The sequence below is a fragment of the Porphyromonas pasteri genome, from assembly GCF_014647755.1.
GTDB lineage: Bacteria > Bacteroidota > Bacteroidia > Bacteroidales > Porphyromonadaceae > Porphyromonas > Porphyromonas pasteri.
This window is the reverse complement of sequence record NZ_BMPU01000002.1, coordinates 404,902-422,080: the sequence shown is the minus strand read 5'-3', so window position 1 is coordinate 422,080 and position 17,179 is coordinate 404,902. Positions and strand designations below refer to the sequence as shown.

At 53.3% G+C, this 17,179-nt stretch carries 11 protein-coding genes and 2 tRNA genes; 1 reads left to right on the top strand and 12 read right to left on the bottom strand.

Annotated features, from left to right (window positions below; genetic code table 11):
• Positions 1-545: 545 nt before the first annotated feature.
• The 7 genes from IEX77_RS05320 to IEX77_RS05290 all read right to left on the bottom strand — a co-directional run bounded on the left by IEX77_RS05320 (position 546) and on the right by IEX77_RS05290 (position 7,292).
• A complete protein-coding gene (locus IEX77_RS05320; RefSeq protein ID WP_188808014.1) occupies positions 546-1,472 on the bottom strand; it encodes a LysR substrate-binding domain-containing protein in 927 nt (308 codons plus the stop codon).
• Positions 1,473-1,505: 33 nt separating this feature from the next.
• Positions 1,506-2,684: a glycosyltransferase family 4 protein gene (locus IEX77_RS05315; RefSeq protein ID WP_188808013.1), complete on the bottom strand. Its 1,179-nt coding sequence runs from the start codon at positions 2,682-2,684 to the stop codon at positions 1,506-1,508.
• A 28-nt stretch (positions 2,685-2,712) separates the two neighbouring features.
• Complete coding sequence (locus IEX77_RS05310) at positions 2,713-3,918, bottom strand: glycosyltransferase family 4 protein (RefSeq protein WP_188808012.1); 1,206 nt, start codon at positions 3,916-3,918, stop codon at positions 2,713-2,715.
• A 17-nt stretch (positions 3,919-3,935) separates the two neighbouring features.
• Positions 3,936-5,855 (bottom strand): acyltransferase family protein, encoded by a 1,920-nt coding sequence (locus IEX77_RS05305; protein ID WP_188808011.1) that lies wholly within the window; start codon positions 5,853-5,855, stop codon positions 3,936-3,938.
• A 66-nt stretch (positions 5,856-5,921) separates the two neighbouring features.
• On the bottom strand, positions 5,922-7,022 hold the full coding sequence (locus tag IEX77_RS05300; protein WP_188808010.1) for an acyltransferase family protein: 1,101 nt from the start codon (positions 7,020-7,022) through the stop codon (positions 5,922-5,924).
• 84 nt (positions 7,023-7,106) lie between these two features.
• Positions 7,107-7,179, bottom strand: a tRNA-Phe gene (locus tag IEX77_RS05295).
• 26 nt (positions 7,180-7,205) lie between these two features.
• Positions 7,206-7,292: transfer RNA gene (locus IEX77_RS05290), tRNA-Ser, on the bottom strand.
• A gap of 561 nt (positions 7,293-7,853) precedes the next feature.
• Here IEX77_RS05290 and IEX77_RS05285 point away from each other — a divergent pair.
• Positions 7,854-8,888 (top strand): branched-chain amino acid aminotransferase, encoded by a 1,035-nt coding sequence (locus IEX77_RS05285; RefSeq protein WP_009433246.1) that lies wholly within the window; start codon positions 7,854-7,856, stop codon positions 8,886-8,888.
• Between the two features lie 96 nt (positions 8,889-8,984).
• Here the strand turns inward: IEX77_RS05285 and IEX77_RS05280 are convergent, their stop codons facing one another.
• The 5 genes from IEX77_RS05280 to IEX77_RS05260 form a co-directional block, all read right to left on the bottom strand.
• On the bottom strand, positions 8,985-10,292 hold the full coding sequence (locus IEX77_RS05280) for a DUF4302 domain-containing protein (RefSeq protein ID WP_188808009.1): 1,308 nt from the start codon (positions 10,290-10,292) through the stop codon (positions 8,985-8,987).
• Complete coding sequence (locus tag IEX77_RS05275; RefSeq protein WP_188808008.1) at positions 10,289-11,338, bottom strand: substrate import-associated zinc metallohydrolase lipoprotein; 1,050 nt, start codon at positions 11,336-11,338, stop codon at positions 10,289-10,291. Before IEX77_RS05275 ends, IEX77_RS05280 begins: the two co-directional genes overlap by 4 nt.
• Before the next feature lie 35 nt (positions 11,339-11,373).
• Complete coding sequence (locus IEX77_RS05270) at positions 11,374-12,945, bottom strand: RagB/SusD family nutrient uptake outer membrane protein (protein WP_229770802.1); 1,572 nt, start codon at positions 12,943-12,945, stop codon at positions 11,374-11,376.
• Between the two features lie 13 nt (positions 12,946-12,958).
• On the bottom strand, positions 12,959-16,072 hold the full coding sequence (locus tag IEX77_RS05265) for a SusC/RagA family TonB-linked outer membrane protein (protein WP_188808007.1): 3,114 nt from the start codon (positions 16,070-16,072) through the stop codon (positions 12,959-12,961).
• Positions 16,073-16,322: 250 nt separating this feature from the next.
• Entirely contained in the window at positions 16,323-16,574 is a 252-nt protein-coding gene (locus tag IEX77_RS05260) for a type B 50S ribosomal protein L31 (protein ID WP_009433247.1), read from the bottom strand.
• Positions 16,575-17,179 lie beyond the last annotated feature (605 nt).

The following is a 17,179-nucleotide window of genomic DNA, read 5'->3' as shown; positions in this document are numbered from 1 at the left end:
TTCATTTCCCTAAACGTTTGTTACTACACTTCTGTTTGTCAATATCAATTATCTCAAAGATCTCTTAAAGCCAAACTACCTGCGTCGCCGCAAGGCCGTTCGTTTCTTTTGCGAGTGCAAAGGTAGGAAAAATCCACCCAAACTTCCAAATACACACGCAAATTCATACGACGACAAGGCGCTTTCCCCACCATTCCGCGCGCGTACAATATATATAGGATAACCTGGAAGGGGATAAGATATTTCTTCCCCCTAACACCCTCTCCCCACACTTAAACGGAGGACGGAACATACACGGCGAGGCCTTCATCTGCCGATCTCTACGGATAAGGATAGCGACCTATATTGGTCAGTGAGTCGACCTATATAGGTCCGCGTGACAAGCTATATAGGTCCGTGAAGCAACCTATATAGGTCAACCCGACGACCAATATAGGTTCACACCACCCCCTCATATAGATGCACTCGCAGACAAAAAAAAGCAGGGAGCACACAGCACATCGGCTGTATGCTCCCTGCTTATATGGGGTGGGGCTTGGCTTCACTTAGACGAGGTCTTGGCCGGGGCGGAGACGAAGCATCTCCTTGGGGACGGCTTGGCAGATCACCTCGCTCAGGCGGTCGACGACGGCGTGACGCACATAGTCGCGGTGATGCACCAGCGTGATGCAGCGTGCAGGACGAGGCAGCGCAAAGGGGCGGATGAGTTCGCTCTGCTCGGCGCTCAGCGTCTTCACCGCCAGCTCAGGCACGAACGTCACGCCATTGCCCTGCTCGACGAAGTGCATGAACGTCTCCAGGCTCCCACGGCTATAACTGAAGCGCTGATTGGGGGCATTCTTCAAGTGACAGAACTTCACGAGCTGGTCGCGGAAGCAGTGCCCTTCGTCCAAGAGCCAAAGCTGGTAGCGGCCGACTTCGGCCGAGCGGATCGACGTCTCTTCGAAAAGCTCGGAGCGACGGGGCACATAGCCAAGGAATTCCTCGAAAAAGAGCTGACGATCGACGAGCAGTTCGTCTTCCGAAGCCGAGGCGATCAGCGCAACATCGATCTGCCCCGAGAGTAGGCTGGCGACGCACTCGCTGGTCTTGAGCTCCGTGATCGTGATCTTCAGATCAGGAAGATGCTTGCGCAGCAGCGGCAGGACGAGCGGCAGGAGATAGGGTGCGATGGTCGGCAAGACACCGAGGCGAAGCGCCCCCGTGAGGGCCTCTTGCTCCTCGCGGATGACCTCCTTAACCTGTGCGACCTGCAGGAGGATAACCGCGGCTTGATCGAGGATGCGTCGTCCGACTGCCGTCGGGATGATGGGCTGGTGGCTACGGTCAAAGATCTTGACCCCGAGTTCATCCTCGAGCTTCAGGATCATCGTGCTGAGCGTCGGCTGGGTGACTTGACAAAAGTCGGCGGCCCGCCCGAAGTGGCGGAACTTATCCAAGGCCTGTATATACTCGAGCTGCTGTATATTCATGGGTGGAGAGATATGGTGATTATCGAATGGACTTTACTTAGCGGTCAGTTCGGCAAAGAGAGCTTCCCACTGCTTCATGACATTATCGAGGGAGAAGCGCTCTGCATTGGCCTTTGCAGCCTGCCCCATCTGGCGACGGAGGTCTTCATCCTCAATAAGTGTCCTCAGGCGTGCAGCGAAGGTCTTCTGATCCCCTGGATCCACAAGAAAGCCATCCTTACCCTCCGTGATAATATCACGTGGCCCGCAGGGGCAAGCATAAGAAACAAGGGGAAGGCCCATCGACTCCGCCTCAACGAGGACCAAGCCAAAACCCTCAAAAGCGGAAGTCATCGTGAAGATGGAAGAGGAGAGGTAATGCTCCTGGACATTATTAGTGAAGGGACAAAGCTCAAACTGATCCTCAAGACCATACTCCTTCACCTTCTGCAGGATGCGAGTATCGGTATAACCCTCACCAACAATACGGAGCTTCCAGTCGGGATAGTCCTTTGCTATCAGCGCCCAAATATCGACAAGCTCAGTGAAGTTCTTCTCGTTACTCAAACGACCAATCCCCAGGACTACCTTCCCAGACAAGTCACTCTCGCCATTGGCCACAAAAGTAAGGGGATTGGGAATAGCCACCGTCGTTGGGCAATGCGAGCAATAGGACTTATCCTCTTCCGTAAGAACAACCAGACGATCAAACCTCCGATCATGGCGCCCCTGCTTATAGGTCATTAAATTCCCCCACACAGTACGCAACCAATACTTGAAGCGAATAAGCGGCGTCACATGCCCCAATTGCTTTAGAAAAAGCGGGTAAATCGCTACATTTTGATGTCGATAGGAGTGATGCTCCACAATCTTCTTACTATCATCCTTGAGCTGATAGAGGAAGGCCCCCTCATGCCAGCCTGCAGCTATAGCGATATCCGGACGAATCTCTGAGAAGAGCTTCTCCAACTTTTCCTTATGCTTACGATACTTTGGCTTATTACGACGATACACTGTGAAGCGAGAGAGGACACCTGGCTCGTCATAGCAAAGCCCCAAATCGATATGCTTGATACTCGGGTGTAATGGATAGTAAGGTGGACGACCTGCATGACCCGTCGTCACGAGGTACACCTCATACCCGTGCTCTGCCAACCAATTAGCCTTAACCGTCGTGACACGCTCAATACCACCAGTAGAGTAGGTACCAAATAGACAATAAGCAATCTTCATATCTAAATCTATATTTACAATTCCACCCCTATCGATTCTTTTCCTTCGACTCAAGAAGTGAGGTAAACAGCGAATGCCATCGCTCCATTACTCGACTCGGGGTATATAAGTCAGCTGTCTCCCGGGCGTTCACTCCCATCTTCTTACGGAGATCTGCATTCTCAATCAGCACTCTAAGCCGATCAGCAAATGCATCTTTATCCTTCATCTCTACCACGAAGCCATTGACTCCATCTTGGATAATATCCCGAGGGCCACATGGGCAGGCGTAAGAAAGCAGAGGAAGCCCAGCGGTAATCGATTCCAGCATAAAGAGGGGGAAGCCTTCGTAAGCAGAAGTAGATACAGAAATAGATGCGTTTAGGTAATATGGTGCTACATTTTTCGTATCACCAAGGAGCTCAACCTGAGACCCTATACCCAAATCTTTGATCTGAGCCTCAAGGCTCTCTTTCATATAGCCCCCACCCAAGATTTGAAGCTTCCAGTCTGGGTAGTCCTTTGCCATCTTGCCCCAGATAGAAATCATCTCACCAAAATTCTTTGACGGAACCAAGCGTCCGACTCCAAGGATAACTGGAGCATCCAACGAAGCAGTAGAATCAAATTCCATTGGGCGAGGATTAGGGATCACCTCGGTGTGTCGGTGCCATTTAAAGCCCTGACGATCCTCCTCCGTGAGAAGCACAAGCACATCATAGTGCCTATCATGCCAGCTATATTTAGCCGTCATCAAACGTCCCCAAAGCATTCGCAGCTGGAAACTCAGCTTTGTCTTAAGACTCGGATTAGGGATAGCATCCAGCACCGAACTATAGATATAGACATTCCAGTACTTAGCAGAGTGATGCTCGATGATCTTCAAGCTACCATCTTTAATCTTATAGGTAAACTTATTCTCATGGTAACCTGGGACAATCGTGATGTCTGGGCGAATATCCATGAGGAGACGCTCCAAGCGCTTGCGATGCAAGCGCCCCTTTTTCACACTCTCCCAGTATGCCTTAATTCTGGGCAAGTGCTCATATAAGTCATGCCGTATATCAAGATCGACATGCTTCACTCTGGGATCTATCTCATAGAAGAAATCTCGCCCTGCCTGGCTCGAAGTAATCAAGTACACCTCATAGCCTATCGAAGCAAAGTAGTTAATCTTGGACGCCGTTATACGCTCCAGGCCGCCGGGCTTGTATATACCGAGCAGGCAATAAGCAAGCTTTATGGGAGTCGACATAATAGTAAGTATCGTTATTATTTATCCTGCAAATAAGACTGTGGGATGAGTCGCCACCCACGTTCTTTATAGATTTGACTCATCATCTCTGCTCCATAGTCATTCAGATGATGTATATCTGCCATAACCGGCATCCCCTCATACAAGAGGGTGGGCGGGATCAAGTCAGCCAAATTCACCCAAACAACCTGAGGATAGTGAGCCTGCACATACTGCTGCACTCGCTCCGCATTCCCCTTTGTCTCTACATAGAAATCTCCATTCAGCTCTTCGGGAGTAAAGCGATCGGGGTCCGGATCTAAGATACCGCGATAGACGAGATAGCTCTCCCGCACACGAGACTGAGCTCGGCCATAGCAAGAATAGGTCATTATCACATGCTTTCCTGCAGCCAACAGCTGCCGCAAGGTCCGATCAATAGCTGGCAGAAAGTTCGGATCTAGAGGATAAGCAGTGCTCCCCCAGAGGCTAGCTAAGATGACGACGTCATACTGCATATATGCCCGAGCCAAAGAGTCATTACGAAGCTTCCCCTTACCCATATTAAGAGTAGGGTCATAATCATAGTCAAACAAGAAAGGCTCACTAGCTACTCCAGAAGCATAAGCTCCCCAGCCCTCACGCTTACCGACCAAGTCAAAAAATCGGAAGAGATGCATTGCATGTGAATCACCTGCGATCAACACCTTAGGGGGCACAGGTGCCCCCAGCGTCGTCTCAACCTGAAGTTGATTCTTGCTCGAATAGCGTACATACTGGTCTGGGAACGGGATCTCAAACAAGTGAGTACAGCTAAAGAAGAGAACAACTATCCCTGGGACAACGTAATAATATCCGAGAGCCTGTTTAATTGAGACAGACTTATGCCGCAGGGGTTGCTCTATACAATAATAACTAATGAGGGACAAAACAAAGATTAGAGGCGTTGCCAATAAGACAAACCGCATAGACAATGTAGATCCTACATAGTACCTCAAGAATGCAAGGACGACCCAATGCCATAGATACAGAGAGTAGGAGATCTTACCGATCCACACAATAGGCGCCCATGAGAGAAGTCGAGAAAGCCAATACTTCTGTCGATTAGCCCAAATGAGAACCGCCACAGCTCCGCATGGTAGTATAGCAAGGGGACCAGGAAACTTTCGCCCGACAAAGAAATCATCCAAGAAGAAGCACACTATCAAGAGAACAATAGCAAGTGTACCCAGCCAAGGGAGTAGTGCTCGATCTCGCTTATGGGGAGCGTCACACAAAGCAATAGCCAAGAAGCTACCGACCATCAGCTCTCCAAAGCGAATATAAGGGAGGTAGTATCGCTCCCAATTGAGGCCAAAGTCTTTAAGAGGCAAGAAAGAGCTCATCAGCAACCCCCCTCCTATGACTGCTACCGAGTAAAGGAGCCGAGTACGCAGGGATTCCTCACTGGCACACCTCCTCCTCCAAAAAGCGATCAGAAGAGAAAGTAAAATGGGGAAGAGAAAATAAAACTGCTCCTCCACTGAAAGAGACCAGATATGAAGTAATGGATTCTCCTCTGAAGACGGATCAAAGTAACCCACTCCTTGACTGTAGTAAATATTTGCCCCAAAAAAGAGCGAAGCAATAGCCGATCTCTGAACATGAGGCAAATCCTCTGGCACAAAGAATATATAGGCCAAAAGGAGAGAGGTAATTACGACAGCAAAGAAAGCTGGTAGGATACGACGAATGCGCCTCAGATAAAATTGTCCGTAGGAAAAGCGATTATCTCGAATTTCTCTATATAGAATCGTGCTAATCAAATAGCCAGAAAGGACAAAGAAGATATCCACGCCCAAGAACCCCGAGGGCATCCAAGGAGCATGAAGATGGAAGATGAACACCGACAAGACTGCGATAGCACGCAGCCCATCGAGATCAGCTCTATAGGAAGAAGTAGATAGCTGATTCGCCATAAGCTATACCTTTTATTATCTATTTACAAAGCAAAGATACAGATAAATCAAGGGGAAGAGGCCTCATTACTTTAATCGGCCAACGAGAGCACTCTCAATCCAGCCAATCACTGGTGCAAGCAACAACTTCCAGACCTGCTTTCGTACCTGATCAATAAGTGTTGTAGCCAAATAAACGCCCAACACTAAAGCCATTAAGAGGAGGAGACTAACAGGCTTCGCATAGTGGTCACCTATATAATTCGCAAGTGCCCCATAGTGATCACGTGTCAAATACTCCTCATGCAGGAGGTAGACGGAGAAGGAGGAAGCTGCGAGCCAATTAATCCAGCGGATATGCCCCAGCTTAATCTTGCTAAAGAAGAGGAGGAGCGAGAGCGAGGCAACAATACACAGGGGCGAGGTATAGCTAACGAGTCGGTCAACAAGAGCATCATCCCCCACCAAGGGACGCCCCATACCCCAGAAAAGGACGAGGGCAAGCAATGCGGATAGAGCGGTTGACCCCAGGAATATCAGAAGGTCATATCGTGGAGCCAGCTCACACCAGCGACCACCATGAAGTCGCACGTAGCGAGCTAAAAGATACAGCCCAATGAAGGCTAAGACAGAGTATCCTCTCTGCAGCTCAGATGATGCGCTCATCCACCACTCCATGCCACAGGCAAAGAAATAGTAAACAGCAAGGAACAGCCCGAACTCACGCTTCGTAGCGCTCTCCACATAGCGGTTCAGCACAGGAGCTAGGAGTACCAGCCACACATAGCTACCAAAGAACCAATAGACTTTCATAGGCTTGAGGTGCATCGACAGCTCTCCCAGAGAGAAGTCCGCTTGCTTCGTTAGCACCCAGAACGCATACATCCCGACAGAATAGAAGATCCCCTGAAAGAAGAGGGAGACGACTGAGTTCACCCGAGGCCGAATGGCAAAGTAGCCTGAAATCAGGACGAATATATCAACCCCCGTAAGATTAATCATACGAATCCAAGACCACAGCATAGCATAAATTGGCTGCTCCCCAAGAACCGTAGCGCTAGGCAAGCCTGCATTTTCACGATTCAGATGAAGAAACATAATAAAGAGCATCGCTACGATACGTAGCAGCTCTATATTCGATGAGCGCTGAGCCCGTGCGAGCGCAGAAGTTGTGGAGGACGTACTCATAGATGAGAAAGAAAGAGGATAGAGGGAAAAACAAAAAGAGAGGTATCACACGCTACTGCGTCGCAATACCTCTCTTCTTCTTTGTGGTGCCACCAGGAATCGAACCGGGGACACAAGGATTTTCAGTCCTTTGCTCTACCAACTGAGCTATGGCACCATCATAAGTCTTAGCAACTCTAACAGCGGAAGCGACGAGATTCGAACTCGTGGTACGGTTGCCCGTACGGCAGTTTAGCAAACTGCTGGTTTCAGCCACTCACCCACACTTCCTTGTCGCTTCGTAGCTCTCGAATTGCAGTGCAAAGATAGCACACATCTTTCATACTACCAAATCTCCCCGACGATTGGGCGAAAGTTCCCACTACCGATAGGCTGACATTCGCCTTTCTTTCAATGCCTAAAGTACCCATCCATATAGTGCTATTCCTCGCGAGATGAGGAGAAAAGCTACCGAAGCCATATACGAAGAAAGCACGTCAAGCGGTGGTATTCCTTGATCCAGGTACGTGGACATTAAATCCAAGTACGAGAATCAATAGGACCACGCACGTGGATATTAGGACTACGTACGTGGTTGAGCTTATTGGAGTAGAGGTAGGCGGGTTTATCCCGTAGTAGTCAAGACTTTTTCTCCCGAGGGGCGCAGCACGACTCTATACGAGGAAGAGGGAGGTATCCTCACTCCCCCACCCCTCTACCATATAGATAGGAGAAGAGCGGGCGAAGGGCTTACTATCGGAGATAAGCACTTTTCTCTATCTTTGCCTATGGCTCCCTCCAGTGGGACCCAATGAGATTTCGAATAATCGACCACCTCTAAAAAGAACTACAATGGAAAGCGGACAACAGCTGGACTGGAAGAACCTCGGGTTCGGCTACCACCCCACAGACTATAATGTACGTTGCTACTATCGCAATGGCCAGTGGGGCGAATGGGAAGTATCCTCCTCAGACATGATCACCATCCCCATGGCCTCGACCTGCCTTCACTACGGGCAGGAGTCCTTCGAAGGCCTGAAGGCCTTCCGCGGGAAGGATGGTAAGGTACGCGTCTTCCGCCCTGAGGAGAACGCTGCCCGCATGCAGCACACCAGCCGAGGCATCCTGATGCCCGAGCTGCCCACCGAGCGCTTCCTCGAAGCCCTCGACATGGTCCTCCATCTCAATAAGGACTTCATCCCTCCCTACGAGAGCGGCGCCTCACTCTATATCCGTCCCCTGATGATCGGGCTCGGTAAGCAGGTCGGCGTCAGCCCCGCGAGCGAATATATGTTCCTCATGTTCGTCACGCCCGTAGGAGCTTACTTCAAGTCGGGCTTCCGCCCCAGCCCCATGGCTATCATGCGTGGCTACGACCGCGCTGCGCCCCTCGGGACTGGACAGTACAAGGTCGGGGGGAACTACGCCGCCAGCCTTCGCTCGGGCGTCCTCGCCCACGACAAGGGCTACTCAGCCGTCATCTACCTCGACGCTAAGGAGAAGCTCTACATCGATGAGTGCGGGCCTGCGAACTTCTTCGGGATCCGTGGCAAGAGCTACATCACCCCTAAGAGCCCTTCGATCCTGCCCTCGATCACGAACAAGAGCCTCATGCAGCTGGCCGAAGATATGGGCCTCACGGTCGAATGCCGCCCCGTCCATGTCGAGGAGCTCGCTACCTTCGACGAAGCAGGTGCCTGCGGTACGGCTGCTGTCATCAGCCCTATCCTGCGCGTAGATGACCTCGACGAAGACAAGAGCTACGTCATCAGCAAGGACGGCAACCCCGGTCCTATCTGCACCGCCCTCTACGAGCGTCTGAGAGCGATCCAGTACGGCGACTATCCCGACAACCACGGTTGGGTACGCCTCTACGAAGACCTCTAAGCTCGACGCACTCCACGCGTAAGCACATAAAAAGACCGCCCGAAGCACGCAGCGTGCTTCGGGCGGTCTTCGTATATAGCTACTGGATAGAGGGGGCTACTGGACCTCGTAGAGGTAGAACCACGCCTTGTCAGCGTACTTCACGCTGGTGAGCTTGTAGTAGGTAGCACCTGCAGCATCCGTCAGCGTCTCGACGGTATAGGGCGCACGCGTAGCGAGGCGGCTCACCCAATATTCGGCAGCCGAGGCATACCAGTACCACCACGTCGACTCATTCCCGTCACGAGCGATGATATCGACCTGCGCGGGATCATCCCCGACAGGCACAAAGTCTACCTCGTAGGAGAGACGCGTGTAGCTACCGTTGGTCTGCTCATAGATGGGCATCGTGAGGAAGCTGGCGACCTTCGTATCATTCCCCACAAGGCCTGCCGTCTGGTCGGCAGCAGTATTCACACCGAAGTAGGTGCGAGCCGACATACGAGCCTTGCGATTGCGGTAGAGGGTATTATTGACACGCGTGAAGAAGGAGACTAAGTCATCCGCAGCCGAGTCGGCCTTGAGGTAAGCGACATAGCTCTTGTTCACGAAGTCGATAGGGAGTGAGACCACCGTCGTGGTGACATTCCCTTCGATAGACGTGACGCTCGTGCCGTCACTACTGAGGCGGAAGCCTGAGATCGTGACCCCACCGATGGTGATAGGCTCATAGAAGCGAAGGCCCTCAGTCGTGTAGGCAAAGGCCATCTTCTGCGTGGTCGTCACATCACCGCTCGATGGCGTGTACTCCAGCTGGCGGTAGGTAGGATTCAGGCGGAAGGATACCGAGCCAGCCGTACCGATGGAGACGGGAGCAAAGTTCTTCCCCTGGAACTTCGTGGCCATAGCCTGCAGCGCTGCGATCTCTGTCGCAGGGTCTGTCGTCATCGGCACGAGGCTCATCTGATTGCGGTACTTGCGACCCTGCAGGAGGATGCTGTCACCGCGCTGCCCCATCAGGAGGAGCTCGAAGTCACCGCCACGCGCATTACGGAAGTACTCAGTAGAGGTGATGAAGTGGTGGAGAACATTGCTACGCGTGTCGAAGGCAAGCGTAGGCATATCGATGTTCTTCACCGAATAGGTTGAGTTCGTAGAGGTCGTCGAAAGCTCGGAGAGCGCCGTGACACGACCGTCCTTGAACTGGACATACATCGAATAGCCCCCGTAGGCACGCTTCGTGTCGGGGTAGTAAGTGAGGCGCCAGTAGCCATCGTGTCCCTCGAGCTTGGAGACGGTCTCACTGATCGCCTCCTGAGTGCGGACGGCAGCTTCGGGGAGCTTATCAAGATCGCTGGAGCTGGTGCAAGAGCTCATCCAAAGGAGAGCGCCCGTAGCGAGGGCGAAGATCTTCGTATAGTTCATTGCTGTGTCGTGGATGAGGTCATTGTAGTGAAGTCCTGACGAGCGAAGTTGGGATAGCGAGCGTGCAGCTGCGCACGGAGCTTATCCATATCGAGCCCCCAGGTATTGAGCATATAGTCCTTGATGATGGTGATCTTCTCCTCGATGATGGAGCGACCCGATCGGGTGCGCCCTGCGGGGATCACGTCAGCAGAGACGAGCTTGGCTTCCCACTCATCGGCACTGAGTATGACATAGTTCCCGAAGAGCTCAGCGAAGTCTTCGTGAGGCTCCTGGCTGGCGTAGTTGGTGATGAAGCCATACTCGATGGACTTCTTCCCTTCACGCGTCCAGCCAGAGATCCAGTCGGCCTGACGGTAGTCGAGCGAGGTGATCTTGTCGAAGTCCGTCGTGGGCTCGACTCTCTGGTGGAAGGTATGCGCTGCCTCGTGGTACATCGTACGGAGGTAGACGTCCTTCAGGCGCTCAAGGTAGGTGGAGTTCTGTCCATCCAGCCAAGTCTTCCACTGATCATACTCTGCCTGCACGGAGGCATCAGTCTCCAGCACCGTCTTCAGACTATCCAGCGTGTGGTAGTACTGCTTGAGCGAGGGGAAGTCAAAGCTATTGATGTTCATAAAGATGATCTTGACCCCATTGACCGTCGAAGCACGCGTATTCGAGTTGCTGGGCGGTGGGTTGTAGGCCAAGAGCCCCGTGAGTACGAAGGCCTGCGGCGTGAAGCGGCGTACAAAGTCCACCCCCATCACCTCGGTATAGGGCTCGAGGAAGAGGTACTTGAGGACGTTGACGAACTGGAGGCTGTTGTACTCGTTGGCGGGGGAGGTCACCCAGTTACGGCCGATCTCACTCTCGGTATAGCGATAGTAGATCTGGATGTTGTAGGGTGAGGTGACTTCACGCTCGATGTACTCGTCCATTGCCGTGCGGTTCGCAGAGGCATTGAGTACGGAGGTCGAGCTAATATCTGCATCCACTTTGCGGCAGCTGCCGAGGGCCATCGTGAGAGCAGCAAGGGCCCACAGGGAGGCTTTCCTTAGAGTCATATTCATAGTGTGGCGCGATGAGGCGAGCTTGAGGATTAGTTACTTGTGCGGGGAGTAGCTTCGAGTCCAGCGTTGCGGACATTCTGCGGGATCTGGAAGGTCGTATGCTCATCGCCCGGGGTGAGGGTCTTAGCTACGGTGTACTTCGCGCGGTCCTTCGTGTCGTGGACGAAGCGGTAGACCTCGATGCCATAACGGCGGATGTCGAACCAGCGCAGCCCTTCGTGAGCCGTAGCTACACGGCGGCACTGCAGGAGGTGGTGAAGGAGCATCTCCTGATCTTCGCCCCCATCGAGGGTGAAGGAGGGATGCAGCTTCTTCTTCATCGTAGGAGCTGTGGCGGAGTTATAGTCCAGAGCCTTGTAGAAGGCGATGATCTCATCCTTCGTGAAGGTATTCTTGGTCGTATTGAGGTAGGCAGCCGTCCAAGCGTTGAGGTCGGTGACAGCAGCATCATACTGCTTCTTGATGATCTCAGCTTCGGCACGTACCAGGAGCGTCTCTTCAGCGGTGAAGGGCACGACGAGCGTGCTACCCTTCTTACTTGCGTAGTAGGGATACTTCGACTGGTTGATGACGTCGCGGTAGTTGTACGAGGACGACACGAAGGGCACCTGCCAGTAGTCAGCCTGCGGTGTCGTGGAGCTACGCCAGATATTCTCCCCGATGAAGACTTCTTCAGCCGCGCGGTGCGTCATAGAGAAGCGCTTCATCTGAGCGTAGGAGAAGTAGTCGACCGCATTGGAGGTGACGGGCTGTAGGAGGAAGTTCGCCGTGACAGTCTCACGGGTGTAGAGCTTAGCGTAAGCGTCTTCCGTCTTAGCACCGACGATGCTGGCGACCTGGAAGTCAGACCAGCGGCGGGGCGTCTTCCCGTCCAGCGCCTTCGTAGCGTGCTCGATCGCCTTGTCCCACTGCTCATAGTAGAGGTAGAAGCGAGCGGCGAACGCTTCGGCAGCAGCCTTGTTGAAGTGGTAGGCCTTCTGCTTGTAGTAGCTATCCGAGATGAGGGGAAGCCCTTCGGTGAGATCCTTATCGATAGCCGCATAGACCTCAGCGACGGTGTTACGAGTATACTGGGGATTCAGCGTCACTTCAGGGGCCGTCATATAGGGGACGCCCAGGTCGGTGGAGCTGGTAGAGGTATTGTAGTGCTTACCGAAGAGGTTCACCAGGACGAAGTGCGAGTACGCACGAGCCACGAGCGCCTCACCCTTATGAGGATTGAGCTCTGTACCTCCGCCGAGCTTGTCGATAGCCTCCAGCGCAGCATTGGCGTGCTGGATAGCGAGGTAGTGAGCACGCCACAGGGCACGCATACCATCGGATTGGTTGTACTCAGGGCCGTCATTCCAGTAGACGAGGTCGTAGGTGAACTTCGTGAAGTTCGGGTTGTCCGTCCCGTAGTCATCGACATTATCCGTAGACATCTCACAGGCGTAGGCGAAGGAGGTGATAGGATAAGCATTGGACAGTGCCAGGCGGATCTTCTCAGGAGTATCAAGCTGCACACGTTCGTCGGGTAGCTCATCGAGGAGCTTGTTGCAAGATCCGAGGACGAGGGGAGCCACGAGGGCCACGAGGGGCACGAAGAGTCTATTCATCATAATAGTATCTCGCTTAGAGTCCGACACGCAGGGTGAGGATGAGTTTCTTAGGAGCGGTGACCGAAGAGCTGTACATATAAGCAGGGTCATCGCCACGCAGACGAGCATCCGAATAGAGGAGCATAAGGTTCTGGGCCTGCAGCTTCACCGCGAGGTTCTTCAGCGGCGTGCGACGCAGGAGGGTCTTTGAGACCGTGTACTCCATAGAGATCTCCTTGAGGCGTACGAGGTCAGTGCTGACGATACGCGCCGTGGAGGCACTGTAGGCATAGAAGCCATTGATGAGGTTGTCTGCTCCGTACTGGTCGAAGGCGTAGCTGGTGGGGATACGAGGGATATCCGTGTGGGCCTCGTCACCAGGCTTCTTCCAGCGCTGAGTCAGCTCACGTGGGAAGGCTGAGTAGTCGTCCGTGTTGGAGATGCTACGCAGACGCGTCACAGCGCCGAACTCATAGTTGATATTCGCCGAGAGGGTGAAGTTCTTGTAGCGGAAGGTATTGGTCAGCGTACCGACATCCGTTGGGTCAAGCGTACCGCTGTACTTGAGGAAGTCGATATTGCTGCTCGAGAAGTTGAAGTCGCCGAGCGTCTCTACCCCACGCTCGTTGTAGAAGCGAGGCATACCTTCGTTCGTCAGACCGAGGAAGGGGATGGAGAAGACGGAGGAGAGCGGATAGCCTTCGTAGGAGAAGCCAGAGCCCGAGACCATCGTACGGACCGTGGGGCTACTCAGGAGCGAGGTGATCTTATTCGTCTTGTGGAGGTAAGAGAAGCCTGTCGTCCAGCTGAAGGTCTTCGTCTTGAAGTTCACCGTCGAGAGGGTGAACTGCAGACCTGAGGACTTCAGCTCCGCGACGTTACCATCCTTCTGTGCGACACCACCGAGCGACTGCGTGTAGATAGGACCGACGAGGTCATAGCTACGGCGACGGTAGGCATCGATCTCAGCCGAGATACGGCCCTTGAAGAGGCCGAAGCCGAGGCGTGCACCATAGGTCATCGTCTTCTCGTAGGTCAGGTCGTGGTTAGCGAGGTTGCTATATGCCAGAGCGATTTCCTTCGAGCTGGGACGCCAGGGGATATTAGGATAGATCTCCTCGAGGGAGTTAGTGACGGAGGGGTTGTCCGCGACAAGCCCGACATAGGTCTTCAGGCGCATCGAGGAGAGGGGCTTCAGATGACGGAAGAAGCTCTCACGATCGACACCCCAAGTCAGCTCCACATTCCACGTGGGGAGCCAGCGAACATAGCGCGAGGGACCGAAACGGTTGCTGGCGTCGAAGCGCAGCAGAGCGTCGATGGAGTAGCGGTCGTCGTAGGTATAGCTGGCACGAGTGAGGAAGCCGAGGTTGTTATTGACCTTGTTGCGGATGGTGTAGTAGTCCTTCCCCTGCTCATAGAGGCGCTGGATAGCGTCGGGGAGGTAGTAGGAGTGGTAGCCCAGGTCATAGAGGACACCGTAGTTGATATTCCAGTTGTTCTGGACATTCCCCTGATTGAGCTCCATACCAGCAGCAGCGAGGACGTTGTGCTTGCCGAAGGTCTGGTGATAGTCGAGGTCGAACTTGAAGCTATTGACATAGTTCTGCACGACGCGGCTCTCACGGATACCGCCCTCGGGGAGTACGGAGTAAGGAAGTGCGTAGGGGTCGTTGGGGTCGGTACGCAGGTTCTTATTGTTGTTACGTACGTTGGTCGTCTGCATGGCGCGCATGCTACGGGCCAGGACGGAGTGCTCGGTGTTATCGAGGAAGGTCACCGTATTGGTGTACTTGACGTCGGTGACGAAGGTCGCACGCAGCTGCTTGAGGATATCCCACGTGGCAGTACCCTGGATACCCAGATAACCCTGAGTGCGGGTGCGGCGGCTCTCACGGAGCTCGTCGAAGATATTGTAGGAGACGTAGTCCTTCGTATAGCTCTCCGTGGGGAGCAGGGCGCGGCTCGTCGTATTGGCGTACTTGACTGCTGAGGTAGCAGGCTCTTCGGAGGTATTGTACTCCCCGATGATATTCAGCCCGATCTTCAGCGTAGGCAGGAGCTTGTAGTCCGCACTCATGCTACCCGAGTAGGTATTGGCGCGGCTGCCGATGGTCCACCCTGGGTCGACGCGAGCGGTGAGCGAGGCGAAGAGGTTCGTCTTATTCGTTCCGCCGTTGAAGCTCAGCGTATGGTTGTGAACGATGGTATTGCGGTAGAGCTGCTTGAACCAGTTGGTATTCGCACGCTCAGCGGTGCGGAAGTAAGCCAGACGTGAGACCTCATCGTTGGACAGACGGGGCTTACCCGATTCGTCAAGCTCGTTGAAGAGCTGATACATACGGCCGATGAGCCCCTGATCCTTGGACGTCTCCAGCGTGTGGATCGGATACATCCCCCCGTCGAGCAGGTCCTGGATAAGGGCCACGTGCTGCTGGGAGTTCATCACGTTCAGGTCGTTGTACGTGGGGATGGGGCGGTAGATGTACTCCCCGCGATAGCTAAGGGAAGAGACACCAGCAGAGCCAGACTTCGTCGTGATCTCTACGACCCCAGCGATACCACGTGGACCGTAGCTCGAGGTCTCCGATGAGGTGGTGAGGATACGCACCGAGGCGATGTTCTCTGCACTCAGACCTGGCACGAGGCCTGCGGCGACCTGCTTGGGGTCAGCACCAGCGAAGGACTCCAGACTACCGTAGTCGCTACCGAGGACGACGCCATTGAGCACCCACAGTGGGCGTGCCTTCCCCGTGATCGAGGTAGCCCCACGGCTCGAGGTCGAGAGGATCACATCGTCCTTCCCGTCGCCCGAGTGCGTAGCGGTGGTGTCGGCCTTAGGCTTCCCCTGCTCTGGGGCTTGCACTGGGAGCTCCACATCCACCTGTGGCTGATTCGCCACGACAGTCTTGAGGATCTTACCGTTGAGGATGAACTGCAGGGTCTGGCCTGACTCGAGCTCGATGACGTAGAGTCCTTGCTCGGTAGTTGTCATGCTGCGACCAGTCTCCTTTACGACGACTTGGACTTTAGGGAGCACTGCATTCGAAGCATTGGTGACGCGCCCTGTGACCAAGATTTTCTGCGCTGAGGCCATACCTCCACCCAGGAGGAGTGCAAGGGCCAACGCTGAGAGTCTTGTCTTCATATACTCTAGCTTTGATATCTATTTGTGATCACGAAGATAACATTTTTATGATACACGGAAGGGGTATCATACTGAATGACTTAATCATCTCTCAAGAGGCACTCCCCCGCACAAGCTATCCATCCTAAGCACAGATAGATAAGAAGAGAGGCCATCTCCCCGTTGCAGGGAGATGACCTCTTGTATTTTGGGCACTCTTGGGGACGCTTGTACTTCACGTCACCAGCGAGAGCTTTGTCCGAGTCGACGACTACTTCTTGCGGTTGCCGTAGCGGCTCATGAACTTGTCCACACGACCAGCCGTGTCGACGAGCTTAGCCTTACCAGTAAAGAAGGGGTGTGACGTGCTGGAGATTTCCACCTTGATCAGAGGGTACTCTACTCCGTCTACGACGATCGTTTCCTTAGCGGGCATCGTCGAGCGCGTGATGAAAATGTCTTCGTTAGACATGTCCTTAAATACTACAGGACGGTAGTTCTCAGGATGAATTCCTTTCTTCATTATCGTTATAACGTTATAATTTGTTCTACTTTTTCGCTACAGCCGAAGCTGCTGGGTTGGTAACCGTAGGAGCGCTAATGGACTGCAAATATAGACATAATTTATTGTATCTCCTACCCCACCCGCCCATAGCACAGTCAATTACCCCTCTAAAGACGCGTCTGGAGCCCGCATTCATCACACCACTCGCAGCACCTCAATGAGGTGCACGACGAGCCACGAAGATCGCACGCCCAGCTCCACGATATGCCTCTCCGAAGTGACCGAGCATGCCCTTCGCCTTATCGCGAGTATTCCTCTTATCCAGTGGAGGGAAAAGCATCGTTCTCGCGAAGAAAAAAGCACCTTCACGTAGTGGTTTTCTTCTATCTATGCACGTAGATTTAAAGACCAGGCACATAAATCCAAATATCCACGCACGTAGATATTAGAACCACGTACGTAGTCCAAACTTTTCTGCCACTCGTCCACTACTTTTATCCATACATGGAGCAACAACCTAATATAGGTCAGCTCAGCGACCAATATAGGTGCAGGCCACCACCGAATACGGAGTGGTATCACCATGCATCTGAGCGGGGTGCAATAGAGAATTATATACGCTA